The organism is Streptomyces sp. NPDC026301 (assembly GCF_055567935.1).
Window position 1 is genome coordinate 25,773 of record NZ_JBVHPN010000018.1, and the last position, 26,304, is coordinate 52,076.

Genomic DNA, 26,304 nt, shown 5'->3' on the forward strand with positions numbered 1-26,304 from the left:
CTCGGTGGCGGTGGTACGGGCGTGGAGCGGGACTCGAGCCCGGGGGCACCGCACGGCCCCCGGGCCCGAACCCGGCTCTCAGGGCGTGATGCTCTGCGCGTGCCGGAAGAAGCCGTCGGGGTCGTAGGCGCGCTTGATGTCACGCAGGCGGGGGGCGTTCTCCGCGTACGTCTCGCTCTCCCAGTTCTCCGGTATGCGCGAGTCGGGGAAGTTGAGGTACGAGCCGGTCGCCAGCGGGGCGAGGGCCGCGCCGCACCGGTCGGCCCACTCGTCGTACCGGGCCGGGCCCCGAGCGGCCTCTTCCTCGTCACGAGTGGCGATCTGAAAGCCGGTCAGGAAGTGTGCGTCGCGGTGCACGTATGCGGTGCTGGTGCGGTCGACGCGGTTGGCGGCGCCGCCCAGCGCCATGCACAGCAGGTAGCGCTCACCGTCCAGGTCCGGGTTCCACGCCTGCAGCAGGGCGTTGGCCTCGTCGTGGTCGGCCGCGCGTCCGGTGAGCCGGTAGGCCTGGCGGGTGTACGGGTGGCGGTGGCCGATCGCGTCGGGGTGGGTGCCGACGCGATGGCACTGCTGGACGGTCTTGGAGCCGCACAACGCCTCGTGCATCACGTCCGCGTACACGCCCGGTGCACCGACCTCGCGGTGCAGCGGCTTGGTGCGGGCACGCTCGGTGAGCTCGTCGAGGGCACGCTCCAGGTCCTCGGGCATCCCGTGGTGCACGCCCCAGATCTTGACGACCGGCCTGCCGCCCGGCCCGAACATGCCGGGCAGCACCACCAGGGAGGTGCCGAGGTCGTCGGAGCCCTCCACGGCCCAGGCCTGCCAGGCGACCAGCACGTCGGCCGCGTCCTCGTACGACCACAGGGTCTCGAAGCCGGTCAGCTGCGGGGCGTCGACGGGGCGCAGCTCGAACTCGGTGACGATGCCGAAGTTTCCGCCGCCACCGCCGCGCAGTGCCCAGTACAGGTCCGCGTGCTCGTTCGCGGATGCCCGGACGAGCCGGCCGTCGGCGAGGGCGACCTGCGCGGAGACGATCCGGTCGCAGCCGACGCCGAACTTGCGGGTCTGCCAGCCCAGCCCACCGCCGGTCAGGAAGCCGCCCTGGCCGACGGTGGGAAAGGTGCCGCTGATGATCTGACGGCCCTGCGGCGCCAGGGCGTCGAGCGCATCGAGGGACTGGACGCCGCCGCCGATGCGCACGGTGGGTCCGTCCGCGACGGCGTGGTTCATCCGGGACACATCGATGACCAGGCCCGCACCGGTGGACCAGCCGTTGTAACTGTGACCGCCGCCGCGGACGTGTGCCGGAACGCCGGTCTCCTGGGCGTGGCGCACACAGGCGACGACGTCCTCCGGCGACTCGCAGTAGGCGATGCCCTGCGGCGTGACGCTGTCGTATTCGGTGTTCTGCAACTGCTTGGCGAGCTGGTAACCCGGATCGGACGGGAGAACGAGTTCGCCCTTGAGTCGGTCCCGCAGCATGGGGTTTTCCTCCGTAACGTCTCGGTCCGGGGTACGAGGCGGTGCGCCGTTGGGCCTACTTGTCGATGCCGAACTTGCGCGCGGCGACCTTGGAGCCCTCGTGGCCGCGCAGCAGCGCACCCGTGGGCGAGTAGAAGTTGGCGCCCCCGGTGCCCTCCCAGCGGTCCTCGGAGACGAACTCGCCGCTGACGAAGACATGGGCCTCGCCGACGTGCTCGCCCTCCGGGCTGACGGCGATGATGTGGAAGTTGTACTGGAAGGAGTCCTTGCCGGTGGCCTCCCAGTTGCCCAGACCGATGTTCTTGGCGTTGGCCTGGTAGCAGGTGACGCCGCCGTCACCCGTGAAGGACGCCAGTCCGAACACGGACTTGCCGTCGTCCTCCAGCTCGGTGGTCCAGGTGCCGACCAGCCTCGCGTCGTTCATGTCGATGCTCCTGCCGTGGGTCTCGGGTTGCGTCGTGTGCCGTCGATACGGTGTCACCGCGTGCTGGAGTGGTACTCGAACGGCTCTGCAGCACACAGCGGGCGGCAGGAGTCAGCCACTGCGCCACGTCCCGGCGGGCCGGTGCGGATTGCGGTGCGGGCGGTGCCAGCCGGCGGCCGCGCGCCGCTCCCCGGTGACCGCCGCAGCGGCGGCCCGCGCGGCCAGCAGGGCCGTCAGTACCACCGTGAGTGCGGCGGTCTCCTCCACGCCGGGGCTGCCTCCGGTGATCCGCCAGAGGGGATCACCGTTTCCCTTCTCCCCCGTCATACCGGCGGGTTGCCGTGCTTGCGCGACGGGATGTCCGCGTGCTTCGACCGCAGCATGTCGAGCGCGCCGATGAGCGCGGAGCGCGTCTCGGCGGGGTCGATCACCTCGTCCACCAGGCCGCGCTCTGCGGCGTAGTAGGGGTGCATCAGCTCGGTCCGGTACTCCTTGACCTTCTGTGCCCGTACGGCGTCAGGGTCGTCGGCCGCGGCGATCTCCCGACGGAAGATCACGTTGGCGGCTCCCTCGGCACCCATGACCGCGATCTCGTTGGTCGGCCAGGCGAGCGAGATGTCCGCACCGATGGAGCGCGAGTCCATGACGATGTACGCACCGCCGTATGCCTTGCGCAGGATCAGCTGGACCCGCGGGACGGTCGCGTTGCAGTACGCGTACAGCAGCTTGGCGCCGTGCCGGATGATGCCGCCGTGCTCCTGGTCCACGCCCGGCAGAAACCCGGGTACGTCGACGAGGGTCACCAGGGGGATGGAGAAGGCGTCGCAGAACTGCACGAAGCGTGCGGCCTTTTCGCTCGCGTGGATGTCGAGGACGCCGGCGAAGGCGGCGGGCTGGTTGGCGACGACGCCCGTGACATGACCGTCGAGGCGGACCAGCGCGCAGACGATGTTGTGCGCCCAGTCCGGCTGGATCTCGAAGTACTCGCCGTCGTCGACGATCTCCTCGATGACCGCGCGCATGTCGTACGCCTGGTGGGCGTTGGCGGGGACGATGTCCCGCAGCGCCTCGGTGAGCCGGTCGGCCGGGTCGGCCGAGGGCGCGCGGGGCGCCGTCTCGCGGTTGTTGGGCGGCAGCAGGGTGAGCAGAAAGCGCACGTCCTCCAGGCAGCCGGCCTCATCGTCGTAGGCGAAGGCCGCGACGCCGGAGACGGACGCGTGGACGTCGGCCCCGCCCAGGCCGTTCTGGGTGATCTCCTCGCCGGTGACGGCCCTGACGACATCCGGTCCGGTGATGAACATCTGCGAGGTCTCGCGGACCATGAACACGAAGTCGGTGAGGGCGGGCGAGTAGGCGGCGCCGCCCGCGCAGGGACCGAGCATCACGGAGATCTGCGGGATCACGCCGGAGGCGCGGGTGTTGCGCTGGAAGATGCCGCCGTATCCGGCGAGCGCGGTGACACCCTCCTGGATACGGGCGCCGGCACCGTCGTTGAGGGAGACCAGGGGCGCTCCGGCGGCCAGCGCCAGGTCCATCACCTTGTGGATCTTCTGGGCGTGGGCCTCGCCGAGCGCACCACCGAAGATCCGGAAGTCGTGGGCGTAGACGAAGACGGTACTGCCGTGGACGGTGCCCCATCCGGTGATCACACCGTCGGTGTGGGGGCGCTTGTCCTCCAGGCCGAAGCCGGTCGCGCGGTGCCTGCGCAGGGCCTCGATCTCGTGGAACGACCCCTCGTCCAGCAGCAGTTCGATGCGCTCGCGGGCCGTCAGCTTGCCCTTGGCGTGCTGCCGCTCGGTGGCCTGCTCGTCGGGGCCCCGAGCGGCACTTTCCTTCAGCTCGGCGAGTTCGGCCAATCGGTCCTGTACGAAGCCCTCGGTCTCAATGATCACGCGCTCTCCTTCGGGTTCGACATCCGGCGTGCCAGGTCCCGTTCCACCGCGTCGAGCGGCACGTCCGGGCGGAGCCGCTCCGGATGGCCCGGCGGAGGCGGGGACAGCGTCCAGTCCTCTTCCGGGTCATCGGGCAGGTGAACGGGGGACCACATGGCACCGGCCGTGGCCAGCATCCGGCCGATGCACCGCAGGAAAGTGACGGATCTGGAGCCGAAGCCCACGGGCCTGCCCCTTACCGAGGACCTGGTCGTCCATATGGGCATGGACCGGCCTCCTCATACTTGTGGTACGCGATGTCGCACTCGGTCAACGGTCGGCCATGGGGCTCAAGAGCACTTGGAGACCCGCTCGAGGGCCAGGCGCATGAGCGTGCGTGCCAGGCCCTCCGCGTCGGCCGGGCCTCCGCCGTACGTCACCACGAGTGGACCGGCCGCTCCCCCACCGGTGACGCGCCGGGCGATCTCGTGCGCGGGGTGTCCGCTGCCCGACCAGCCGGCCAGCAGGAGACGGCGGCCCGGGAGCAGTACGGTGCGCAGTGCCTCCGCCGCCGCGTCGGGCGCTTCGGTACCAGAGCGCAGGGCGAGCAGCCGCTCGGGCCCGGTGTGGCTCGCCAGTACCGCGCTGTAGCAGGTGTGTTCCGCGCCCGGCGGCGGGACGAGACACACGGTCCCGGCGTCGGGCCCCCGGCCCTCGCGCAACTCGGTGAGCACGCCGTGGTCGCGCCGCACACCCCGCGCCGCCATCCGGGGAACGTCGGTGTCACGCAGCGCCTCCAGCGCCGCGGCGATGGACCCGGTGCCGTCGGTGCGGTCCGTGAACTCCCGCAGTAACCGCATGCTCTGGGCGAGGGCCTTCGCCGCCTCGGTGTCGTCGAAGCGGCTGCGGTCGTAGACGGCCGTCACCACCAGGTCTCCGAGGTGGTCGAAGGAGGTGATGAGTGCGATCGCCGGCGTGCTGGTGACGCCGGTGCTGCGGGGCGGCCCGACCCGGATGCCGTGGTCGGCGAGTTCCGCCAGGAGACCGTCCGGCGGGCGCTGGGGCGAATCGAAGACGAGGGCCGTGCCGAAGAGACCGTCGGCGGCCGGGCAGCCGGTCCAATGACGTATGTGCTCCGTGCTCACCCATTCGTACGCGGAGATGTCGAGGGCCCTGTCCCGCAGGGCCGTCAGCAGTTGGCCCACGCCGGCCGTGGGATCGACACCGACGGTCATCGGCAGGATGTTCCGCAGCGGCCCGGGCAGTTGCTCGGCGCCCTCCAGAGAAATACCACGGCCGCCGACCGAGACTCCGAAGCTCACCGTGGCCGGACCCGTGGCGCCGGCGGCACGGTACAGCAGCAGGGCCCAGGCGGCCTGCAGCGCGGTGAACTGGGTGCCGCCCCAGGAGGCGGCCCAATGACCGAGCCGTACCGCGTCGGGCCGGGGCAGACGGTGTGAGGTACGTCCGAAACCGGTGAGACCGGTGGGTGCCCCGGCACGTGCCGGGTGCAGTGCCGTACCGGGCCGCCAGACCACTCCTGACCAGAACTCGCGCGCCGGGCCGAGGTCCTGTTCACTGAGCCAGCGCGCGTAGTCGCGCAGGTCGGGGCGGCGCTCACCGCCGCCCGCGCGGCCGTCCCGCAGGTATGCGCGGTAGAACTCGCGCAGCAGAAGTCGGACGCTCCAGCTGTCGACGAGCGCGTGGTGGTAGGTGAGCAGGACGAGCGTCGTGTCCACCGCTCCGCCGTTGCCCGCATGGTCGTCGAACAGGGTGATCCGCAACGCTCCGGGACGGTGCGGGTCGATCCCGCGGCTGCGGTCGCGTTCCAGCAACCGGGCCCAGCTGACGTCGGTGCGCGACAGACGTACGACCTGGGCAGTGGCCCTGCCGTGCAACACGACACGGGAGTGGCTGCGGTCGAAGGCTGCGCGCAAAAGCGCCTCGTTGTCGAACACGGATTGCCATGCAGCGATGAACCGCTCGCTGTCCAGCGGTCCCTGCCAGGCCCAATGAAGCTGCTCGATGTGATGCCCCGCACCGGGACGGTCCAGGCACGCGGCGAGCAGTTCACGCTGGCGGGGCGTGGCGGCGATGGCCGGTCCGGCGGCAGGCATGGGCGCCCCGTCCTTCCCGGCGTCCGCCAATGCCTCCAGTACGGTGCGCAGGAGGCCGCTCAGGGCGTCGATTGCGGTCTCGTCGCCGCCGTCAGCGGTACGGGAGTACCACTCGGTCCGGACGCGAAGTCTGTCGCGTTCGACATGGCTGGAGACTTCGATCCCGTAGACGGAAGCACTGTGGGCAGGCTGGGGCCGCCGGTTCGGCGCGGGGTCATCGAGCACGAAGTTCTCGCAGTACGGGAGCAGTTGTTCCGGCGGGTGGTGAGTGAAGCAGGCCGATGTCGGGCGCGGTGCGCCGAGCGGGAGTGGGGTGGCGCCGATGGAGCCGCACGGGTCGGTGTCGGGCGTGAGCGCGGGTGCGACGGCGGCAAGATAGTGGCCGGGCGACAAGTGCCGGTCGCTGTCGAACCGTACGGACCGTATGCGGGAGTACGGCCCGATAGCGCGCGCATACCCGGGGAGGCCGTCGCGCCCGTCGGTGCGCAGGTCGAAGGTGACGTCGTGGGTCTGGTCCCAGCGGGCCAGGGCCTGGCCGAACGCCCCCGCGAGCAGTTCGGCGGCCAAGAGCCCGTAGCGGGCCGGAAGGACCTCGGTGAGCGCCCTGGTCGCTTCCGTCGGCAGTACGAAGTCGCTGCGGCACATTGGTGGCCGCTGCGCCCCGGAGGCGGCCGGCCGCGCAACGGCGGACCGGTCATCGACGCCCGCGCGGCCGCGGGTCACACCCCCGCCGGCAGCGGTCAGCTCGCGCATCCGGTCGGCCCACTCCTCGAACCGGCCCGCGTCGCTCTCCGGGCGGGGCAGCGTGCCGGCTCCGAGCGCGGTCAGCGCCGCGTCCAGGTCCTCCAGCAGGATCCGCCAGGACGCCAGGTCGGCGGCGAGGTCGTGCACGGCGATGAACAGCCGGTCGCCGTCGGCCGGAGCCCCTTCGCCGCGGCCCCTGACGTGCAGAGCCCGCAGCAGTACGCCGGTGTGCGGGGCGAGGCCGCGGCGGGTCGCGGCGACCGCCTGCTCGACTGCCGGGCGATCGGTGCACTCGATCGTCCGCAGCGGGTCCTCGCAGCCGGTCCCGTCATACATGCCGGTGGTCAGCGGCAGCCGGCCCTCGGGATTCGGCGGAGTGCGCGCGGTCAGCATCGGGTGGGCGGCGATGACGGCACGCAGTGCGCGTCGCAGTACATCCTCCTCGACGCGGTGGGACAGCCGGAGCAGGACACTGTGGTGCGCACGGGACGGCCCGCCGTGTGCGGAACGCAGAAGATCGCGTTGGCCAGGACTCAGCGCCACGGAACCGGCCGCCGTGGTCAGCAGATCGGCGAGCATCCCCACGGGGAGGTCCCGGATCGGCTGTGCGGGCCACCGGCCCCGGTACCCGGCGAGGCGCACGGTGTGGTGGGCGGTGCCGTGTCGTTCCAGGTGAGCGTGGAGCACGCCGCCCTCATCGACATGTGCGGCCCCGTTGGTGCCGATGCACCAGGCGTGCAGTTCCGGATGGCGTGCGACGACGCAGGCGAGGGCCCTCTCCAGCACGGCCGGGTCCAGGGCGCCGTGGAGTTCGAGGACCGGCCCCGCCGCGACCACGGTCATCGAAGCCGCCGCGGAACGGCCGCTGGTCATGCGCTCCCTCGTTGAGCGGGGCCGATGCGGCCGCGCGGCGGTGCGGCTTCTTCGGACAGCAGCCGGGTCACCAACGTCATGGACCGCTCGTCCACGATGCCGCGGGCCGGAATTCCCGATACGGAACCGTGGCCGTGAGCGGCCACGCTGAGCAGCCACCGGCCCAGGACCCGGTAGGTGCCGAAGGCCCACGCACCGCGGCAGGCCGGCGTGCCGTCCGGCGCGAGCAGCCCTCCGTCATGGCCCGCCGGCACGTCTCCCCGGATGCCGGGCGCGAGGTCGAATTCGCCGAACCGCAAACGCAGTCCCTGTCCAAGTGCCTTGGTGTACGCCTCCTTCAGGGTCCACAGGCGCAACATGGCGGCCGTCCGCTCGGGCCCGTCGAGGTACTGCAGTACGGCCTGTTCGGCGGGCGTGCACACGCGGTCGAGCAACACGTCGTAGAAGAGCGCGCGCGACAGTGGTTCCGCGTCGATGCCGATCCTTCCGACGCGGCTGATGCCCACCGCGATGAGGTCACCGGTGTGGGTGAGGCCCACGTCGACGCCGCGCAGGCCCCGCAGGTACGGACGCCCACCGATCTTGTACGCGAGGTCGAGTTCCGCGGCTTTGGTGCCCAGCGCGGCCGCCGCCGTGTACTTGAGGACGAGCCGGGCGGCGGCGAACCGATGACGCGCGGCGGGATCGGCGGTACGCCGGTAGTGCTGCCAGTCACGGCCGAGCAGGTGGCGCAGCCGGGGCTCGGCCGTGACCGCGGTCGGCCACTCCCCCGAGTTGGTGTGGACGACCGCGTTACCGCGTCGCTGAAGGCTTTCGCGGACCTCGTGCCATGGGCCGTCCGGCCCGCGCACGTGCACGGGGGCCGCGAGGCGCGGCGCTTCCGTCATCAGGGTGGCGTCCCTCCCGGGGTGCGTCACAGCGCGAGTTCCATGCCGTCGAGGTCGAGGCCGCGGCCGGCCCGGTGGCGCCGCAGCAGTTCGTCGAGTACCTCGGTGACGCAGTCGTCCGGCACGTCCGGCACCGTGCGGCCCAGCCGCCGTCCGAGCCGGGACAGTGCGACCACCGCCCAGCCGGGGTCGGCGAGAAACGGGTCGTCCCCTTCCTGGCCCTCCCAGACCCCGAGGACGGCGGCCGCTGTGGCGACCAGCCCGTACCGGTCGCTCAACGCACCCGCAGCCGGGCCCGACAAGGCGACATCGGACAGGGCGGCACACTGCTCGCGCAGGAGGCGCAGTTCACCGAGGAACGCTTCGGCCAGTCGCCCGAGCAGGGCGTTCCGGCCGCCGGCCGACCGGACGCGGGAGAGCCGGTCGGCGGCGCCGACGAGGGACGCGGCCAGGAAGTCCTTGCCTCCCGCGAAGGTCAGCAGCCGGTGGTCCAACGGTGGCAGGTCCGCCCGGCCGCGGAACACATCGGGTGGTGGTTCCTCCTCCACCAGCCAGGATCCGGTCGCCAGCGTGCTCAGCTGCGGAACGATCACCGCCTGGCAGGAGGCGGCTCCGGCACGTCCGATGCCGACGGCCGGCAGGTCCCGCACCAGCTTGGCGAGGATTTTGTGGACGAGGCCGCCGTCCCGCCGGCCGTCCGGGCGGAGGACGGCACAGAGTTCCTCCAGAGCGTCCTGGAGCAGGAGGGGGACCACATAGGCGGCTGCCACGGTCGGGACGTGAGCCCGGTCGGGCAACACGCTCGCCGCCCGCAGACACACCGTCACCATGGCGTCGCAAGCGAGCAGGTCACTGAAGACCCCTGCGAGCGGGCGGTGCCAACGCCGGGCGGGCCGTCCGGCGCGCCCTTCGGTGGCGGCTCGTACAGCGCAGCGCAGTACCGGGTCGACAGCCGCGATCACGGCTCCGGCGACGACGCACCGGTTGACGTGATTCGTACGCAGGGCCAGGGTGGCCCCCTCGCCGATGCAGCCCACCAACGCGCCCTCGGGTACCGGGCAGTCGGCGAACCGCAGCCCGGAGAAGACCGCGGCGCGCATCCCCGCTGTCGCGACCCGCGGCAGCCGGTGCAGCCGGTCGTCCGGGAGCCGCGCCGGGTCGAGGAGGAACACGGAGTGGTCGCGCGCCTCGGGGGCGCCGGTGGTGCGGGCATGGACGACATAGACGTCCGCCCGCGCTGCATCGATGATGACGTGCCTGCGGCCGCCGAGGGACAGCCCCCCGTCGGCCGGCCCCCGCACGGTGAACGCGTCGCGCAGCACTCCCCCGGCCGGCGCGAGCCCGGGGTGCGCGACGGTGAGCCGCCCGCCGCCCAGCAGAAGCCGGGCGGTGGAGCGCCGTTGCACGTCGGTGCCGGCGGCCCACACCGCGGAGGCGGCGAACAGCGACGTGAGGCCGCACCCGAAGCCGAGGGAGACATCGCGTCGGAAGACGGGACGCAACACCCGGACCAGCGAATCGGCGCGGGTCAGCGCGCCACCGCACCGGGCGGGGACGAATTCGGCCGCCAGCCCCGCCGCCGCGAGCAGCAGCTCAGCGGCCTCCGGCGGGCGGCGCTCCCTGTCGGCCGCGAGGAACGCGCGGAAACCGTGTGCGTTCACCGGGTCGTACGGGTCACCGAGCAGCGCGTCGAGGAGAGCGGCTCGGTGCAGCGCGGTGGTCCGGTCGTCCACGACGGTTCACCCCCTTCTCCCGGCCCTGTGGCTCTCCGACCACCTGTGACGACCTTCGGACATGCCGCTCGTGACACGGTGGAACGCGGTTGGAACGTCATGGACGTCATGGACGTCATGAAGCCATGAACGCCATCGCGAAGTACGGAAAGAATTGCAAAGCGGCAGGGGCCGTAAGGGCCCCTGCCGCTATCGGCATCCTCGCGGGGATGCCCGAGTTCAGGCCACAGTGCGCGCGGACAGTACGCGGTTGACGGCCTCGAGGTACTGGCGCGGGGTCTCCGCCTCGCCCAGCGCCTCGTCATCGAGCGTGATGCCGGCGTCGCGCTCGATGATTCCGGTGACCTGGAGCAACGCCAGTGAGTCGTAGCCGAGTTCGGCGAACGGTACGTCCAGCATGTCACCGTCCGGATCGTTGGTTTCGCCGTCGTCCGCGCTGTCACGCAACAAGGTGATCAGAGCGGTGATGTCGAACTGCTGCATGGTGGTATTGCCTCTCTCCTCGTGCCGGCACATTCAGGTCTTCTCTGGTGCCGGTGCTTTCGGACCGAGTGCATCGGTCGGGTCGGTGGGGTCGGTGGACGTCAAAGGGTTGTCGCCGCTGCGTCCAGCCGCTGCACCACGCGGCAGGCACGGCCCAGCAGACGCGGCAGCACCCCGCCCCGTACGAAGAAGTGGTCACCGGCTACGGTGCGGGTCGTCACGGATACCGCGCTCCACCGGCTCCAGCCCGCGACCACCCCCGGCGGCGCCAGCAGGTCACCGCCCGCGGAGACCGCGAGCAGCGGCACCCGCAGTGGTCCCTGTACTGCCGCGGTTCCGCAGGCGGCGGCCCGCAGGGCACGTGCCAGGCGCAGATCGTCCCGGAGCACGGGCATCACCGCCCGGCGCCAGTACGCGTTGTGTTCCGTTCCGTCCGGCAGCAGCCCCAGCTTCCGGAGCCGGTCCATCAGATCCTCGTCGTAGCTTTCGCAGGCGTCGGGGAGCTCGTTGGCCGCGTCGGGCGGTGGGCAGGCGCCGACAGCGACGAGCGCGGGGAGTCGCATCCCCCTCTCCTGCAGGGCCCGCGCGAGGCAGTGGACCACCAGCGCGCCCAGGCTGTGCCCGTACAGGACGAACGGCCGGCCGGGCTCGGCGCGGACCCGGTCCAGCAGGTCGGCCACCAGTGCGTCGGGATCCGTCAGCCGTGGTTCACGGCGCCTGCCCTCGCGACCCGGCAGGAGGACGGGGACCGGCTCGACGCCTGGTCCCACGCCGCGCGCCCAGCCCCGGAAGGCGGAACCGCCGGCCCCCGCGTGGGCGAAGCAGTACAGCCGTACCGGTGGTGCGGTGTCCGCCATCTCTGCCACTCCTCGGCCTATGGCAATTCCTGGGCCTCACCAGGCTCGCCGATGGTCCTAGAGGCAGGCTCGAAGCGGTCGGGCGGACGGGCGGACAGGTGGACGGACCGACGGGCGGTCGGGCGGACGGGCGGACGGGCGTGCTCAGGCGGCGTAGAAATCGAAGGTCGAGCTGCGTCGGGGGCCGGCGGCCATGTCCAGGGCGGGGTCCACGGTGAGCATCGCCTGATGCAGACGCTGCAGCGGCGGCGACGGTTCGACGCCCAGTTCCTCTATCAGCCTCATGCGCAGCCTGCGGTACACGTCGAGGGCAGCGGCCTGCCGACCCGAGCGGTACAGCGCCACCATCGCCTGTGAATGCAGCCCTTCGTGCTGCGGCTGCCGAGCTATCAACTCCCGCAGTTCCGCGATCAGTTCGGTGTGCCGCCCCAGCCGCAGATCGGCATCGATGCGTCGTTCCAGGGTGACCAGCCTGCTCTCCTCCAGACGCACCGCCTCGATCGCCAGCACAGGGCCGACGCGCACATCGACCAGCGCCTTCCCCTGCCACAGATCCAGCGCCCGGCGCAGCGTTTCCGCCGCGCGCTCGTTGTCGCCGGCCTCGAATGCCGCGAAGCCCGCCGACGCCAGCCGCTCGTACTCGTGCACGTCCGTACTCTCCGGCGGTATCTGCAGCACGTATCCGCCGTGCGAGGTCGCGAGCACGTCCTTCGCGGTGCGCGGGGCATCGGGCCCCATGGCGGCGCCCAGCCTGCGCCTCAGCTGCAGTATGTAGGTCTGCAATGTGGTGACCGCGCTGCACGGAGGGTCGGCGTCCCAGATTTCTTCCATCAGCGTGGACACCGGCAGCACGCGGCTGGGACACACTGCGAGCAGTGACAGGATCTGACGCGGCTTTCCCGCCGTCGGCACGATGGAAACACCGTCGAGCTCGGCCCTCAGCGGGCCCAGAATTCGTATCCTCATGTACTGGTCCCCTCTTTTTGCTGTTGATTTCTCGTCGAATTCCTTCTCCGGAGAAGCGGTATGACTTCGGAAACCGTAGCGGCCCAGCGCGCCCGGCCCGATTTCCTTGAGCACGCGTCAAGCACCTCTCCACTTGCTTCCCAGCGGCGTTCCTGGATGCGGGTCCGCGCAGACCGGCTGACCAGCCCTCACCGAAGCAGAAAAACTCAATTCCTCAACGAAGAAGGACGGCGACCCATTACCGGGTCACCGTCCTCTTCACTCTTCACCGCAGGTTCGTTCAGTTGTTACGCACCCAGGACCGCGCGGCGCGACGGCAGTCAAGCCCTAGCCGACGCGGCTGAGACGTTCGCCTCTCGCCGGGGCCACCGTGTCCAGGGCGGGCTCCGGTCCGGCCATTAGGATCGACTGCTGCACCCGGCGCAGTCTCGGGGACGGCTCGAGACCGAGTTCCCGTACCAGGGTGTTGCGCAGCCGCTGGTACACGTCGAGCGCCTCGCTGCGCCTGCCCGACCGGTGAAAGGCCAGCATGAGCTGGCCGTGCAGGGTCTCATGAGTGCGGTAGCGGCTCGCCAACGCGGTGAGCTCGCCGAGGAGTTCGCGGTGGCGTCCGAGGCGAAGGTCGGCTTCGATGCGCTGGTCGAGAGCGCAGAGCCGCGTCTCCTCCAGCCGCTTGATCTCCCGTTCGAGCAACCCACCCGCCTGCACGTCGGCGAGGGCGGAGTTGGTCCACAGTGCGAGCGCTTCGCGCAGCCGTCGCGCGGCGCCCACGTAGTCGCCGGCATCGATGGACCGGTAGCCCATGCCGGCCAGCCGCTCGAACTCGCGGACGTCGCTGCGGCCGCCCGAAGTGTTCAGGAGGTAGCCGCCGGGCGAGGTGACCAGCACGTCCTTGGCAGTGCGCGGCGCGGACCCCTCCGGGTCGTCCTCGATCGCCGCCGAAATCCTCTCGCGCAGCTGGAGTATGTAGGTCTGGAGGGTGGTGCGGGCGCTGCGCGGCGCTTGCTCGCCCCAGAGCTCCCCGATCAACTCGCTGACAGGGACCAGGTGGTCGGCGCGGAGTGCGAGCATGGCCAGCACCTGACGGGCCTTCGGCGCGGTCGGCGTGACCGAGACCCCGTTCTCTCTGACCTTCAACACGCCCAGCACTTCGATGTCCATGCCGTCTCCCCCATTCGTACGTACATGAATCCTCGTGGCGCGCAAAGGTCTTGCCATGGTCAGCCGGCAGGCGCCGGATCGAGTAAATTTCGGTACGCGCGGTTTGTCAATCACCGCACTGTAAGCCCGACCCCCGGCCCACCGGTTCGGTAAAGAACTGCAAAACTTTCTCCGCATATCCTGCCGCTGCCGCGAGGGCTGCTCGCGTATCAGGGCAACGGTTTCGACCTGCAGTGTCTCCAGCGGTCGCGATTTACAAGAAAATTCAACCATTGCGTCGCGCTGCCACCCTCTTGGACTACTGAGCGACTCAAGGCTCTCTCAAGCCGTTTCATAGTTTCCGGGCCCGCCTTAATGCCACTATCCCGTTTAGCGAGGCATATGGCCTGGTAGCGGTGGTGTCGCGGGGGTTCGGGGTGCCCGCTGGGCGACGGCGCGGCGGGCGCGGCCTGCCGACCGGCCGATGGTGCGGCGAGGCCGCCGCGGAAGGGGCCGCCGGCGCCCCAGGACCCCCGGTTGCCAGCCTCCCTCGACACACTTCGACGCACTCCGACGCACTTCGACGCACGTCGACACCGCTTCAAGCGGAATTCTGAACACAGCTCAATTTCCCGGGAATTCCACTGAACAGATTTCGTACGCGGAACTCTGGCGTCCTCCCCCGGGCGCAGGGCCGCCCCCTCAAGGAGACGCGCGTCACATTCGCCCATGTCACATCTCGCCGAGCTGTTCCGTCCAAGGGGGTGTCCAGCAACAACGACACAGGAGTGCACCATGAACGCTCGGTTGAATCTCATGGCCAGCCCGGTCGCGGCCAAGGTCATGAAGCACATCATCGCTGCCGGCAAGGCGCTCGCGGAATCGACGCTGCCGTTCGCGACGCAGGAACTGGTGAAGCTCCGCGCCAGCCAGATCAACGGCTGCGCCGGCTGCATCGACATGCACACCAAGGACGCCGCCGCGGCCGGGGAGACCGCGGTGCGCCTCAACCTGGTCGCGGCCTGGCGGGAGGCCACGGTATTCACCGATGCCGAGCGCGCCGCCCTGGAGCTGACGGAGCAGGCCACCCGCATCGCCGACGCGGCCGGTGGCGTCCCGGACGAAGTATGGGCGAACGCCGCCAAGTACTACGACGAGGACCAACTCGCCGACCTGGTGTGCACCATCGCCCTCATCAACGCCTTCAACCGCGGGAACGTCATCACCCAGCAGCCCGCCGGCGACTACCAGGTCGGCCAGTTCGACTAACGATGGAACACCCGACCGGGGCCGCTGCTGTCACGTGACCGGACCTCCGGGCGGCATGTTGTACGGCGTGACCACCTGGATCGCCGAGGGCAGCGCGGGCCCTGCGTCGGACAGTGCCTTGTGGGCGCGCATGATGGTCTGGCAGGCGCGGCGCATGTCCTGGCGCAGGTCGTGGTGGAGGACGGCGGAGATGCGGCGCCCGCGCAGCAGGCGGGTGTTGTCCTGGTCGAGGTCGTGGGCGATGAACACCGCGCACTCCCGCCCGAGGTCGGCGAAGGCCGCCACGGTTGCGGCGTTGCCGCCGCCCATGGAGTAGACCGCGTTGATGGCCGGGTCCCGGTCGAGCGCGCCGAGTACGAGGTCGTACTGGGTCGCGTCCAGGCCGTCGCTGTCGGTGACCTCGACGAGGGTGCGGTGCGCCTGGGTGTTGCGTACGGCACTGCGGAAGCCCATCTCGCGCTCCTCCTCGCCGCGGAAGAAGCCGCGGCTGACGGTGGTGAGCACGTTGCCGGGGCGGTCGCCGAGCCACTGGCCGATGAGATACGCGGCGGTGGTACCGGCGGCGCGGTTGTCGATGCCGACGTAGGCCATGCGCGCGCTGCTGGGCAGGTCGCTCACCAGGGTGACGACGGGGATGCCGGCCGCGACCAGGCGGCCGACGGCGGCCCCGACCTCCGGCAGGTCGGGGGCCTTGAGGAGTACTCCTTGCGAACCACGCTTGGCGATCTTGTCCAGGGTCGCGACCAGTTCGGGGACGGGGCCGGTCTCGCGGAAGTGGAAGCGCGAACGAAGCACCGCGGGCTGCAGGGAGGGAAGTTCGGCCTCCAGTGCGTTGCGTACGGCCGTGGAGAAGCGCTCCGGTGCCTGCATCACTATGTCGATCATGAAGGTGCGGCCGCCGATGCGTACCTGGGTCCGCTGCCGGTCCAGGTCCTTGATCGCCTGGTGCACCTCCATGACGGTGCTCTCCCGTACGCCGCCCCGGCTGTTGAGGACCCGGTCGACGGTGGCCTCGCTCAGCCCGGCCTGCCGGGCGATCTCCCTGATCGGGTAGGGGTGTCGCATGACTTTTCCATAAGTTGATGAGGGGTTATGGGTGAAGGGTTATGGGTGAGGGGTTATGCGTGAGGGGTTTTTGATGGCTTTTTGCGGATTGAATGACGGTCCTGAGCTGACCAGACTGTCAGAAGGGCAAGTACGGCGAAAGGATCCGGGGTGTCCCTCACTGATGCCGAATCGATGTCCCTCGCCGACGCGGCATCACGTACGTGGCTGAGCGCGGACGACTGCTCCCTCGATGCGTTCCGCTCGCTGGTCGGGCAGCGCACCGACCCCCGCGACCACCCCTCGGCCGAGCGGGTCGAGCAGAACGTCCCCCTCTACGACAGCGTCCGGCTCCGTGCGCTCGCGGGCACCCCGGAGGGGCGCCGGACCGTGCAGGAGGAGCTGGTACGGGCCCTTCTGGAAGGCCCCGGCATCGTGGTCCTCCAACGGGCGTTCGCCGACCTCGCCGTGGTGGACCGGGCGTCCGACGCCTTCACCGCACTGATCGAGGAGGAGCGTGCGACGGGCGCGTCCCGCGGCGACCACTTCGCCGAGCCCGGCGCCAACGACCGGGTCTGGAGCGCGCTGGACAAGATGGCCGTACGGCAGCCGGAGGCGTTCGCCGACTACTACGCCAACGACATGCTGGCGCTGACCGCCGAGGCGTGGCTCGGCCCGGCCTACCAGGTCACCTCCCAGATCAACGTGGTCAACCCGGGCGGCGCGGCCCAGCAGATGCACCGCGACTACCACCTCGGCTTCCTCACCGAGGAACGCGCCGCCCGGTACCCGGCCCATGTGCACCGGCTCTCCCCCGTACTGACCTTGCAGGGCGCGGTGGCCCACTGCGACATGCCGGTGGAGTCCGGGCCGACGCGCTACCTCCCGTACTCCCAGAAGTACGCGCCCGGCTATCTCGCCTGGCGTCGCCCGGAGTTCATCGCGTACTTCGAGGAGCACCACATCCAACTCCCGCTGGCCAAGGGCGACGCGGTGTTCTTCAACCCCGCCCTCTTCCACGCCGCGGGCCGCAACCACTCCACCGGCATCAAGCGCATGGCCAACCTGCTGCAGGTCTCCTCCGCCTTCGGCCGCGCGATGGAGACCGTCGACCGGGAGGCGGTGGTCAATGCGGTGTATCCGGTGCTGCGGGAGCGCAAGGCCGCCGGAGCCGACGAGGAGTGGCTGCTGCGGGTGATCGCCGCGAGCGCCGAGGGCTACCCCTTCCCCACCGACCTGGACCTCGACCCACCGGTCGACGGCCTTGCTCCGCCCTCCCAGGCGGACATCCTGTGGCAGGCGGTCACCGAGGGCTGGGCCCCGGACCGGCTCCGCGAGGAACTGCGGGCGGCCGCGAAGCGCCGCCTGCCCAATTGACCCGGCAGGCGGCAGCAGCACCGCACCGCACCGCACCGCACCAAGGCTTCCGGGCGGGCGGGTCAGTCCAGTGCCGCCCCGCTCGTCTCGGGGGCCCACAGTGCGGAGACGACCGCGCCGATGACCAGGACGGCGGTGAGGGCCACCATCGTCGGGGCGAAGCCGAGGGAGCCGAGGCTGACCGGCAGCAGGAAGGTACCGACGGCGGAGCCGATGCGGCTCATGCCGTTCAGCAGGCCGACCCCGGAGCTGCGCAGTTCGGTGGGGAACAGCTCGGGCGGGTAGACCTGATCGAGGTTGGTCGCCGCCGACATGGTGAAGGTGAAGACGAGGAACAGCGGGAACAGCACCATGGCCGGGGCGTCCGGCCAGATGCCCATCGGCGCCAGGGACAGTGCGAGGACGACGAACGAGCCGATGGTGAGCCGCCGCCGGGTCAGCTTGGCCACGAACCACAGTCCGGCGATCCCGCCCAGCAGCAGGAACGCGTTGAGCAGGGCCTCGCTGAGAAAGTCCCCGCCGTCCAGCTGGATCTTGACCAGTACCAGCGGGAGGAAGGTGTAGATCGCGAAGTACGGAATGACCTGGCAGTTGTAGAAGAGCATTCCGAACGCGGTGTTGCGCCAGTGCTCGGCGCCGAACAGCTCCCGGTAGGACGCAGCGCGCCGGGTGGCGTGCTGCTGTGCCGCGAAGGCGTCGAAGTCGACGTGGCCGCTGATGAAGCGGGCGACCACCTGCCGGGCCTCGGCGGTCCGCCCCTTGCTGAGCAGCCAGCGCGGCGATTCGGGCGTACCGATCCGCAGCAGCAGTACCGCGATCGCCGGCAGTGCGCTGCTGGCGAGCAGCCAGCGCCAGGAGTCGCCGCCGAGGCCGATCAGGTACGTGCCGAAGAAGAACGCGGCGATGTAGCCGACGGTCCACAGGCAGGTCAGCGAGGCCAGCAGGCCGCCTCGGTAGCGGCGGGGCACGAATTCGGCGACGAGGGTGGGGCCGAGCGCGTAATCGGCACCGATGCCGAAACCGATCAGCAGCCGCAGGACGAGCAGTTCGACCGGGCCGTTGACGAAGAACTGCAGGACGGACGCGACGGCGATCAGCAGGAAGTCGAGCATGTAGAGCCGCTGCCGGCCGATCCGGTCGGCGGCCCAGCCGATCACGATGCTGCCGGCGAAGACCCCGAGGAGCGCCGAGGCGCCCATCAGCCCCTGCCACCAGGAGTCGAGATGCATCTGCGGGGCGATCGCGGTGAGTGCGATGCCGATGATGCCCAGTTGGTAGCCGTCGGAGAAGTTCGCCCCGAACGTCAGCGCGGTGATCTTGAGGTGGAAGCGGTTGAGCGGTACGTCGTCGAAGGTGTCGGGGTGGGCGTCGCCGGGCGGGCGCCCGGCCGTGGCGGGATCGGCGGTATCGGCGGTATCGGCGGGAGGAGAAGTGGCGGCATCGGCGGGAGGGAAAAGGGTCCGGTCTTCTGGCATGGCTCGACAAGCTCTCCGATCGGAAGGGACAGCCGCGCCTGTCGACGGTGTCAGGCGGGGAGGAGGGCGCAGGTTACTAGGTGCCACCTGCATCAACTGCTCTTGCCAAGTTGAAGAATGGAAGGTTTCATGCAGCCTGTGAGATGAATAGTTCTCTGTCAAGAGGGAGATTCATGCCCGACAGCACTCCGATCCCGATCCGCATCACCGGTACGAACCTGCGCTGCGCCGACGTCGTCCGGGCCGCCCGCCGCGGCGCGACGGTGGACCTGGACGACGAGGCGCTCAAGCGCGCCGGGCGGGCATACGAGATCGCCCGGGACAGTGGCGCGAAACGCGCGGTGTACGGACGGACCACCGGCGTCGGCGCCAACCGGCACGCCGTCGTCACCCCGGACGCCGTCGACCAGCACGGACTGCGGCTGCTGCGCAGTCACGCGGGCGGCAGCGGCGATCCGCTGCCCGACGACGTCGTCCGCGGTGCCCTGGTGATCCGCCTCAACCAGCTGGCCGCGGCGGGCAGCGGTGTGCACCCCCGACTGCTGCGCGCCCTGGAGTCGGCGCTGCACCAGGACGCCCTGCCCTCCGTGCACGCCCGCGGCGCCATCGGCACCGGCGACCTCACCACACTCGCCGAGATCGCCCTGACGCTCGCCGGCGAGCGGCCCTGGACCGGCAAGGGCCTGGACCCGGTGCCGGTCAGCCCGGGCGACGCCCTCGCGTTCATCTCCAGCAACGCCGTCACGCTCGCGGAGTCGGTACTGGCCTGGCACGAGCTGCGGCGGCTGCTGCGGGCGAGCCATGTGATCACCGCGCTGTCCTACTGCGCGCTGGGCGGCTCACCGGAGGCGTTCTCCGAGGTGGTGCACGCCGCGCGGCCGCACCACGGGTCGCTGCACTGCGCCGCCGAGATGCGGCGCCTGCTCCGCCTCGACGACGATCCGCCCGCCGGGCGGCGGCTGCAGGACCCCTTCGGGCTGCGGGCCTTCCCGCAGGTGCACGGGCCCGCGCTGGACGCGGGTGACGCGCTGGAACGCGTCCTCGCCATCGACATCAACGCCGCGGCCGAGAACCCACTGATCGACATCGACGGCGAACAGGTCCACCACCACGGCCAGTTCTCCACCGCCTACCTTGCGCTCGCCCTGGACGGCCTGCGCGCCGCCCTGCACCACGCCGCGGAACTGTCGGCGGCGCGCCTGAGCGACCTGGTCGAGCCGGACCTCACCGGGCTGCCGCCGTTCCTGGCGGCCGGCCCGGCGGGCAGCTCCGGCATCATGATCCTCGAATACGTGGCGCACGACGCGCTCGGCCAGCTCCGGCACGCCGCGGCGCCGGTCACCCTCGGCACCGCGGTGATCTCGCGCGGCTTGGAGGACCACGCCAGCTTCTCCACCCAGGCCGCCCGCAGTACCACCTCGGCGGTGTCGGCCTACCGCGCCGTCTTGGCCTGCGAACTCATCGGCGCGGTACGGGCGTTGCGAATGTCCGGGGCCGACCTCCCCCCGGCTCCGGTGACCGACGCCTTCACCATGGCCGCCGAACGCCTGCCGCACGTGGCGGAGGACCACCCACTCAGCGACGAGATCACCCAGGCCGAGGCGCTGATCGAGGAGTTCGCGGACCGCTGACGGTACGAACATCGTGACGAGCGCCGGGCGCCGAGCGCCGGGCGCCTGGCGCCGAGAGCCGACGCTCGGACGTATCGGTCAGGCCGCGATGCGCTCACCGTCCGTCGCGCCGCCGCCCACTGGCCGGTGCTGCGGCGCGGGCTGGTGCCGCGGCGCGGGCCGCCGGTCGCCGTGCGGCCGCCGCGCACTGGCCAGCAGGCGCAGGCAGGCCACCGGATTGTCCCGGGCCGGCCGCCGGGTGGCAGCGGCCCCCATGGCCACCACCGTCTCCAGCCGCTGATGGTGCAGGCCCAGTACGAACCGCACCAGCGGCCCGTACTCCTCGGGGAGTTCGTCCAGCAGCCGGGTCGCCTCGCGGAGCGTGCCGTGCGCCTTGTCGGCGGCGTCGGAGAGCAGCGCCCGGACGCCGGGGACGTCCCGCCCCGCGACGAGGTCGGCGCGGTCGACACCGTGGCGCTCGAGTGCGTCAAGGGGCAGGTAGAGCCGTCCGTCCCGCAGGTCCTCGGCCAGATCCGTCAGGATGTCGGTGCGCTGGCCCGCGTCGGCGACCAGCCGGCAGCTCTGCGCGAACTCCGGTGTGCCGCCGCCCGGCTGCGCCAGCCCCGTCGTGATCATGAGGAAGGGCCACGTGAGCCGGTCCACGTACGCCTGGTAGTCGGCCTCCGTGGCGAACCCCGGGAAGTCCAGGTCGATCCGCGCGCCGTCCAGGTAGGACTCGATCCAGTGGCGGGGCAGGTCCCGCAGTGCGGACGTGTACAGGAACGCGCGCAGCAGCGGATGCCGGGCGGTGCCGGAGTCCAGCGCCGCCCGGATCTGCCCCGCCCAGGCGTCGAAGCGCCGGGTCCGCTCCGGCACCGTGCCCCGGTCGCAGAGGTCGTCGGTGAACGCCGCGAACGCGTAACCGGCCAGCACGTGGGGCTGGAAGTACGCGGGTGTCAGCAGCCGCACCGCCGCGTAGCCGGCCGGCTCCCTGCGCTGCATGAACTGCGCGACCTTGAGATAGTCGGTGCGCGCTTCACTCCCCCGCACCTCGGCCGCGTCCATACAACGTCGCCACACTCGCACGCATACCCTCCAGCACCGAAAACACCATGAGTAACAGACAAGACGCCGAGACTACCGGTGAGTGCGGAGGGTGGACGGCCGAGCGGCCCGGCCGGTGGCCCTCGTGCGGGGCTACGCGGTCGCGGGCGTCGCCGGGCGCAGTCGGCTCTGGATGCGGGTGAGGAGCCGTTCGATGGGCGGCATGACGCGCGGCCCTGCTGCGGTGGTGGCGATGGCGGCGGCCACGCCCGCCAAGGCCACGGGCCCCAGCGGGGTGCAGCCGAAGAAGTGGCTGAGGCCGGGGGTCTGTACGACGGCCATCAGGGCGGCGGCGGAGCCGAGCGTGGTCGCCCACAGCAGTGGGCTGCGGTGGCGGCCGGTGAGGGTCTGGGTGAGCTGGGCGCCGACGACACCGCACAGGGCCATGGTGCTGGTACGGCGCGCGGTGCCGGGCGTGAAGCGGCCGATCAGCCAGGCGACGGTGGCACCCAACGCGGTCACCACACCCCGCTGACGGATCTGGCGCAGCAGCGGAGCTCCCAGGGCGCTGATACCGACCGGTGCGCTGCCCCCGGTGGCGGACTCGGACTCCTCGGTGAGCTGGTCGTCCGGGGGTGTGACGGCCACGGCCATCGCGGGGAACATGTCGGTCAGCAGGTTGACGAGCAGCAGCTGCCGGGTGGACAGCGGCGACGCTCCGGAGATCAGGGTGCCGAGCACGGTGAAGCCGACCTCGCCGGCGTTGCCTCCGATCAGGATGCTGATGGCGTCCGCGACGCTGCGCCACAGCGCCCGTCCTTCCGTGACGGCGTCGACCAGTACGGACAGGTCCGGGTCGGTCAGGACCAGGTCGGCGGCGTTACGGGCGGCGGCCGAGCCACGGGCGGCGAGACCGACACCGACATGCGCTGCCCGGATGGCCGCGGCGTCGTTGGCGCCGTCCCCGACCATCGCCACCACCCTGCCCGCGGCCCGCAACGCCTCGACCACCTGGAGCTTCTGCTCGGGAGCGACCCGGGCGACGACCCCCGCGTCGCGCAGCAGGCGGGCACCGCCCGCCCGGTCCGAGGCCGCGAGCTCCTCACCGGTGACCACCTTGGTGTCGTCCGGCCAGCCCAGCGCCAGGGCGACCGCGCGAGCGGTATGGGGGTGGTCACCGGTCAGCATGACCGGCTTTGCCCCTGCCTCCCGCAGCCCTTGGATCATGGGGGCCGAGCCCGGGCGCGGGGCGTCGGCGAGTGCCACGAATCCCGCGAACTCGAGTTTCTCCAGCGGTTCGTTGACGAGTACGTCCGGTGCGCTGACCGCTTTGCGGCGGCGGGTGGCGACGGCGAGGACGCGCAGTCCCTCACCGGCGAGGGACTGGGCCCACTCGGTCGCCTCCGCCGGGAGGCCCTCGCAGGCGTCCAGGACGGTTTCGGGTGCTCCCTTGACCACGAGCAGGCGATCCCCGGCCCCGTTCTCGCCGATGGCGGCGGTGTAGCCGCGGCTGGCTTCGAAGGGCAGGCCGGCGGTGGGGTTCCACTCGGGATCGGCGGGGGCGGCGGCCAGTACGGCTTCGTCGGTGGCGTGCGCCTGCCGGCCGGCGGTGTCCTCGGTTTCCTGCGGGCAGGCACGCCCCGCCAGCCGCAGGACGTCGACGGCTTCCTCGTCGTGCGGCTCGCACACGGTGCCGTCGGCGGTGGTGAGACGGACCACGCGCAGCCGGTTCTCGGTCAGCGTGCCGGTCTTGTCGAAGCACACCGTGTCCACCCGCCCGAGGGCCTCCAGGGCCCGGGGAGTACGTACCAGAATGCCGCGGCGGGTCAGCCGGCGGGCGGCTGCCAGCTGCGCCACCGTGGCCACCAGGGGAAGTCCCTCGGGGACGGCCGCGACCGCGACGGCCACACCGCCGCCGACGGCCTGGCGGATCGGACGGCCCCGGAGCAGGGAGAGCCCGGTGACCGCGGCCCCGCCCGCGAAGGTGAGCGGGAGTGCCTTGCGGGTGAGTTCCTGCAGGCGCCCCTGGACGCCGGCGGCCGGTGGCGTGCGGGAGGCGAGCGTGACGGCCCGGCCGGCTTCGGTGTGCTCCCCCGTGTCCACCACGACGGCGGTGGCCTGGCCGGCGACCACGGTGGTGCCCTCGAAGACCATGCACCGGCGATCGGGGATGGCTGCCCGCGGGGTCGCGGTGAGCTGTTTGGTGGTGGGGAGGGACTCGCCGGTCAGCGAGGACTCGTCGACCTCCAGGCCGGTCAGCTCCAGCAGGCGCGCATCGGCGGGGACCACGTCGCCCACGTCCAGTTTGATCACGTCGCCCGGCACCAGCCGTGTCGCGTCGACCGTGGCGGGCGCGTCGTCGTCGCGGCTGTCGGCGCGTCGGGCCTGCTGCTTCTGGCCCCTGGCCAGTGCGGTCAGTGCCTGTTCGGCGCGTTGCCGCTGCACGCCGCCGACCAGCGCGTTCATGCCCATCGCCCCGACGACGAGGGTCGCGTCGACGGCCGATCCCACGATGGCGGAGGCTGCCGCGCCGACCGCGAGAACGGGGGTGAGGGGGTCGTCCAGTTCGGCCCGTACCGCGCCCGCGAGCCGTACCGACCAGCGGGCCGGTGCGAAGACGGGGTGGCCCGTCACCCGTGCGGCCGCGGCCCGGGTCGTCGTCACCGCACCGGCCAGTGGTGTGGGGGTACCGGGGCGGCCACTTTCGAGCCGGGCCACCGCCTCGTCGGGTTCCAGGGCGTGCCACGGTACGCGGGGCCGGGGCTGCGGGGCCGATGTGGCGGCCACGCCGAGGGCCGCCCACCACCCGGCCGCGAGTGCTCCCATGGCCGCGGCGTTGACCGGGGCGTGCTGCGAGCCGGTGAGGAAGGCCAGCCCGCGCCGTTGGGCGCCCGTGGCGACCAGCAGACCGGACAGTGCCGCGCCCGCCCGGGCGAGTATCTGCGACTGCCGGCCCACGGACCGTGCCGCGGGAACGGCCACCAGCAGCCGCCACACGTCCTTCAGGCCACCGAAGGCCAGTACATCCGCGTCCCACACGACGGCGCTGTCGTCGTCGGTGAGGGCCACCGCCACGTCGCTGCTCAGCAGCCCGGTCTGCAGCTCCTCGTCCTCCTCGGCGTGGCCTTCCGCATCGTGCGGGTGCGGGGCCGGTACTCGCGCGACGGTCAGCACCGCATGCCCGTCTGCCTGCCGGCTCCTTACGTGGTCGGCCAGCGGGTATTCGGAGGAGACGACCTCGTCGGCCAGGGCGGCGAAGTCGCCCAGCGCCGGGTCGTCCACCACGATGGTGTACTGGTCCGCCTGCCGGGCCGCGTCCAGTACGGATTCGGTCAGCGGGTCCGGTTCCCAGCCGATCGTCACCGTGCCGACGTCCCGCCCGCCGACCGAGGCGATCATCATGCCCGTCTCGGTCGTCTCGGCCGAGGGCTCGCCCGGTACTGGACGCAGCTCCACCTCACGCGTGTCGTCGCTCTCCCCGTCGAGCGCTTCGTCGCTCTCTCCGTCGAGCCCCTCGTCGCTCTCCCCCGGGCTCGGGATCGCAGCCTCTCCTCGGCTCAGGGCCGCGGTCTCTCCTCGGCTCAGGGCCGCGGTCTCTCCTCGGCTCAGGGCCGCGGCGGCAGCCCGCCACAGTCGGTCGTGGTCCCAGCCCTCCGCACTGGGATGCACCTCGCAGAGTGTGCGCCTGCTGCCGCGCAGGGCGCTGGGATGCAACACCACCGTGTCCACCAGTTGCAGTTGTTTCAGCCGCTCGGGGTCACGGACCAGTACGCCCGAGCGCGCGAGAGCACTGCCCAGGGCCGTGGAGAAGGCCACCGGGCCGTACCGGGCGGCCTTCGGGGAACCCGACAGCACCGCCTCCGCCGCCTCATCGAGATTCCGCCTGAGCAACAGCGTCGCAGCGGCGCCCAGCATGCTGCCGGTGGCGGCATGGGCCGCGTACTGCTGCGCCGCGGTCGGACGCAGCGGCGGCCGGGCCACCTCCCGCTTCGTCATGCCGCAGCGTTCCGGCGCGCACACCCGGTCGTGGGCGGCGTCGAAGACGGCCGCCCGTGCCACGCTCTCCACCAACTGTCCCGCGCGCAGCACTCCGTCCAGGACCAACGAGGTGGGGGACTGCCCCGCGCCTTGAACCGCGGCGTTCGCCGCGGCGAGCGCCAGGTCCGCTCCCGCCGCACCGAGCCGGCTGTTCAGCAGTGCCCGGAACCGCGGGTTCTCCCGCAGCAGCGTCACACCCGCCGTCACCACCCTGGACGAGCGCGGTACTCGCCACGCGCGCCCGGCCATCGCCGCCGCCACGCCGACGGCGTCCATCGCCAGCGCCGTCGCGGCGACCCGCACCGCCGTGGTGCCCTCCGGGTGCGCGAACTCGTGCAACGGCGCGGCCGCATGGGTCAGCCCGTACCGCTCGGCCAGCTCTGTGGCCTTCTTCACCACACGGTCGGTGGCCGCGTCCTGTGAGGCGGTGACCACCAGCCGCGCCAGGCCGCCGTCCCAGTAGGCGAGCAGTACGTCCGGACGTTCCGCGAGCGCGGTGGCCACCTTCTTGGCCACCGCCTCCACTCCGCCCGCACGCCGTACCCGGGCGTCGGAGGACGGCTCCAACGCCAGGTGCACCCGTGAGCCGGCCCGCCATTCCTCCGTCCCACCGGGCAGCGCGTTGCGCGCCACGTGAGCCACGTGGACGGTGGTGTCCGCCACCGCCGCCGCACCGTCCGACGCCGCGCGCAAGCCGACGTCAAGGGCGTCTCCGGCCACCGTGGCGCACGCCTCCAGCCCACGGGCGACGTAGCCGGGCGCGGACAGGGCTGCGCCCAGTCCGGCCGCGGGCAAGCGGGTCAGTAACCCAAGAACCATGTCCCACCCTCATCGAACATCCCACGCACACGGGCACGCGCCTCCAGAGGT

19 protein-coding genes are annotated in these 26,304 nt (G+C 71.5%); 3 read left to right on the plus strand and 16 right to left on the minus strand.

Annotation, left to right across the window (positions count from 1 at the left end):
* Nucleotides 1-78: 78 nt before the first annotated feature.
* From ACZ4MH_RS27540 to ACZ4MH_RS27595, 12 genes are all read right to left on the minus strand, one after another.
* Nucleotides 79-1,482: an FAD-binding oxidoreductase gene (locus tag ACZ4MH_RS27540; RefSeq protein ID WP_351586391.1), complete on the minus strand. Its 1,404-nt coding sequence runs from the start codon at nucleotides 1,480-1,482 to the stop codon at nucleotides 79-81.
* 55 nt (nucleotides 1,483-1,537) lie between these two features.
* A complete protein-coding gene (locus ACZ4MH_RS27545) occupies nucleotides 1,538-1,906 on the minus strand; it encodes a hypothetical protein (RefSeq protein ID WP_351586389.1) in 369 nt (122 codons plus the stop codon).
* Nucleotides 1,907-2,017: 111 nt separating this feature from the next.
* Complete coding sequence (locus ACZ4MH_RS27550) at nucleotides 2,018-2,233, minus strand: acyl-CoA carboxylase epsilon subunit (RefSeq protein WP_351586388.1); 216 nt, start codon at nucleotides 2,231-2,233, stop codon at nucleotides 2,018-2,020.
* Nucleotides 2,230-3,798 carry an acyl-CoA carboxylase subunit beta gene (locus tag ACZ4MH_RS27555; protein ID WP_351586386.1) on the minus strand — a complete coding sequence of 523 codons (1,569 nt, stop codon included), beginning with the start codon at nucleotides 3,796-3,798 and terminating at the stop codon, nucleotides 2,230-2,232. The genes ACZ4MH_RS27550 and ACZ4MH_RS27555 overlap by 4 nt, the downstream gene beginning before the upstream one ends.
* The gene (locus ACZ4MH_RS27560; RefSeq protein WP_351586385.1) at nucleotides 3,795-4,064 is read right to left on the minus strand and encodes a DUF6059 family protein; all 270 of its coding nucleotides are present in this window, start codon (nucleotides 4,062-4,064) and stop codon (nucleotides 3,795-3,797) included. Before ACZ4MH_RS27560 ends, ACZ4MH_RS27555 begins: the two co-directional genes overlap by 4 nt.
* 63 nt (nucleotides 4,065-4,127) lie before the next feature.
* Nucleotides 4,128-7,511: a condensation domain-containing protein gene (locus tag ACZ4MH_RS27565; protein ID WP_351586384.1), complete on the minus strand. Its 3,384-nt coding sequence runs from the start codon at nucleotides 7,509-7,511 to the stop codon at nucleotides 4,128-4,130.
* Complete coding sequence (locus ACZ4MH_RS27570) at nucleotides 7,508-8,428, minus strand: 4'-phosphopantetheinyl transferase family protein (RefSeq protein WP_351586382.1); 921 nt, start codon at nucleotides 8,426-8,428, stop codon at nucleotides 7,508-7,510. Before ACZ4MH_RS27570 ends, ACZ4MH_RS27565 begins: the two co-directional genes overlap by 4 nt.
* The gene (locus ACZ4MH_RS27575) at nucleotides 8,425-10,131 is read right to left on the minus strand and encodes an acyl-CoA dehydrogenase family protein (RefSeq protein ID WP_351586380.1); all 1,707 of its coding nucleotides are present in this window, start codon (nucleotides 10,129-10,131) and stop codon (nucleotides 8,425-8,427) included. The genes ACZ4MH_RS27570 and ACZ4MH_RS27575 overlap by 4 nt, the downstream gene beginning before the upstream one ends.
* Nucleotides 10,132-10,350: 219 nt before the next feature.
* A complete protein-coding gene (locus tag ACZ4MH_RS27580; RefSeq protein WP_351586378.1) occupies nucleotides 10,351-10,614 on the minus strand; it encodes an acyl carrier protein in 264 nt (87 codons plus the stop codon).
* A gap of 101 nt (nucleotides 10,615-10,715) precedes the next feature.
* Complete coding sequence (locus ACZ4MH_RS27585) at nucleotides 10,716-11,471, minus strand: thioesterase II family protein (RefSeq protein WP_351586376.1); 756 nt, start codon at nucleotides 11,469-11,471, stop codon at nucleotides 10,716-10,718.
* Between the two features lie 144 nt (nucleotides 11,472-11,615).
* Nucleotides 11,616-12,437: an AfsR/SARP family transcriptional regulator gene (locus ACZ4MH_RS27590; RefSeq protein WP_351586484.1), complete on the minus strand. Its 822-nt coding sequence runs from the start codon at nucleotides 12,435-12,437 to the stop codon at nucleotides 11,616-11,618.
* 327 nt (nucleotides 12,438-12,764) lie between these two features.
* On the minus strand, nucleotides 12,765-13,598 hold the full coding sequence (locus ACZ4MH_RS27595; protein ID WP_351586374.1) for an AfsR/SARP family transcriptional regulator: 834 nt from the start codon (nucleotides 13,596-13,598) through the stop codon (nucleotides 12,765-12,767).
* A gap of 774 nt (nucleotides 13,599-14,372) precedes the next feature.
* On the opposite strand from ACZ4MH_RS27595, the gene ACZ4MH_RS27600 reads away from it, so the two are divergent.
* Nucleotides 14,373-14,846 carry a carboxymuconolactone decarboxylase family protein gene (locus ACZ4MH_RS27600; protein ID WP_351586372.1) on the plus strand — a complete coding sequence of 158 codons (474 nt, stop codon included), beginning with the start codon at nucleotides 14,373-14,375 and terminating at the stop codon, nucleotides 14,844-14,846.
* Nucleotides 14,847-14,876: 30 nt separating this feature from the next.
* Here ACZ4MH_RS27600 and ACZ4MH_RS27605 read toward each other — a convergent pair whose 3' ends face one another.
* A complete protein-coding gene (locus ACZ4MH_RS27605) occupies nucleotides 14,877-15,911 on the minus strand; it encodes a LacI family DNA-binding transcriptional regulator (protein ID WP_351586370.1) in 1,035 nt (344 codons plus the stop codon).
* Nucleotides 15,912-16,085: 174 nt separating this feature from the next.
* On the opposite strand from ACZ4MH_RS27605, the gene ACZ4MH_RS27610 reads away from it, so the two are divergent.
* Complete coding sequence (locus tag ACZ4MH_RS27610; RefSeq protein ID WP_351586482.1) at nucleotides 16,086-17,267, plus strand: phytanoyl-CoA dioxygenase family protein; 1,182 nt, start codon at nucleotides 16,086-16,088, stop codon at nucleotides 17,265-17,267.
* A gap of 62 nt (nucleotides 17,268-17,329) precedes the next feature.
* On the opposite strand, the gene ACZ4MH_RS27615 is transcribed toward ACZ4MH_RS27610, so the two are convergent.
* Nucleotides 17,330-18,742 carry an MFS transporter gene (locus ACZ4MH_RS27615; protein ID WP_351586368.1) on the minus strand — a complete coding sequence of 471 codons (1,413 nt, stop codon included), beginning with the start codon at nucleotides 18,740-18,742 and terminating at the stop codon, nucleotides 17,330-17,332.
* A gap of 173 nt (nucleotides 18,743-18,915) precedes the next feature.
* Between ACZ4MH_RS27615 and ACZ4MH_RS27620 the strand changes: the two genes are divergently transcribed.
* Nucleotides 18,916-20,373, plus strand: a complete 1,458-nt coding sequence (locus ACZ4MH_RS27620; protein WP_351586366.1) for an aromatic amino acid ammonia-lyase — start codon at nucleotides 18,916-18,918, stop codon at nucleotides 20,371-20,373.
* A 78-nt stretch (nucleotides 20,374-20,451) separates the two neighbouring features.
* Here ACZ4MH_RS27620 and ACZ4MH_RS27625 read toward each other — a convergent pair whose 3' ends face one another.
* Both ACZ4MH_RS27625 and ACZ4MH_RS27630 read right to left on the minus strand, forming a co-directional pair.
* Nucleotides 20,452-21,438 carry a phytoene/squalene synthase family protein gene (locus ACZ4MH_RS27625; RefSeq protein ID WP_351586364.1) on the minus strand — a complete coding sequence of 329 codons (987 nt, stop codon included), beginning with the start codon at nucleotides 21,436-21,438 and terminating at the stop codon, nucleotides 20,452-20,454.
* Between the two features lie 111 nt (nucleotides 21,439-21,549).
* A complete protein-coding gene (locus ACZ4MH_RS27630; protein ID WP_351586362.1) occupies nucleotides 21,550-26,253 on the minus strand; it encodes a cation-translocating P-type ATPase in 4,704 nt (1,567 codons plus the stop codon).
* Nucleotides 26,254-26,304: the final 51 nt, after the last annotated feature.

Bases quoted from the DNA above. Each gene is read 5' to 3' on its own strand.
- ACZ4MH_RS27540 (WP_351586391.1), bottom strand. From the start codon at position 1,482: ATGCTGCGGGACCGACTCAAGGGCGAACTCGTTCTCCCGTCCGATCCG.
- ACZ4MH_RS27545 (WP_351586389.1), bottom strand. From the start codon at position 1,906: ATGAACGACGCGAGGCTGGTCGGCACCTGGACCACCGAGCTGGAGGAC.
- ACZ4MH_RS27550 (WP_351586388.1), bottom strand. From the start codon at position 2,233: ATGACGGGGGAGAAGGGAAACGGTGATCCCCTCTGGCGGATCACCGGA.
- ACZ4MH_RS27560 (WP_351586385.1), bottom strand. From the start codon at position 4,064: ATGCCCATATGGACGACCAGGTCCTCGGTAAGGGGCAGGCCCGTGGGC.
- ACZ4MH_RS27565 (WP_351586384.1), bottom strand. From the start codon at position 7,511: ATGACCAGCGGCCGTTCCGCGGCGGCTTCGATGACCGTGGTCGCGGCG.
- ACZ4MH_RS27580 (WP_351586378.1), bottom strand. From the start codon at position 10,614: ATGCAGCAGTTCGACATCACCGCTCTGATCACCTTGTTGCGTGACAGC.
- ACZ4MH_RS27585 (WP_351586376.1), bottom strand. From the start codon at position 11,471: ATGGCGGACACCGCACCACCGGTACGGCTGTACTGCTTCGCCCACGCG.
- ACZ4MH_RS27590 (WP_351586484.1), bottom strand. From the start codon at position 12,437: ATGAGGATACGAATTCTGGGCCCGCTGAGGGCCGAGCTCGACGGTGTT.
- ACZ4MH_RS27595 (WP_351586374.1), bottom strand. From the start codon at position 13,598: ATGGACATCGAAGTGCTGGGCGTGTTGAAGGTCAGAGAGAACGGGGTC.
- ACZ4MH_RS27600 (WP_351586372.1), top strand. From the start codon at position 14,373: ATGAACGCTCGGTTGAATCTCATGGCCAGCCCGGTCGCGGCCAAGGTC.
- ACZ4MH_RS27605 (WP_351586370.1), bottom strand. From the start codon at position 15,911: ATGCGACACCCCTACCCGATCAGGGAGATCGCCCGGCAGGCCGGGCTG.
- ACZ4MH_RS27610 (WP_351586482.1), top strand. From the start codon at position 16,086: ATGTCCCTCGCCGACGCGGCATCACGTACGTGGCTGAGCGCGGACGAC.
- ACZ4MH_RS27615 (WP_351586368.1), bottom strand. From the start codon at position 18,742: ATGCCAGAAGACCGGACCCTTTTCCCTCCCGCCGATGCCGCCACTTCT.
- ACZ4MH_RS27620 (WP_351586366.1), top strand. From the start codon at position 18,916: ATGCCCGACAGCACTCCGATCCCGATCCGCATCACCGGTACGAACCTG.
- ACZ4MH_RS27630 (WP_351586362.1), bottom strand. From the start codon at position 26,253: ATGGTTCTTGGGTTACTGACCCGCTTGCCCGCGGCCGGACTGGGCGCA.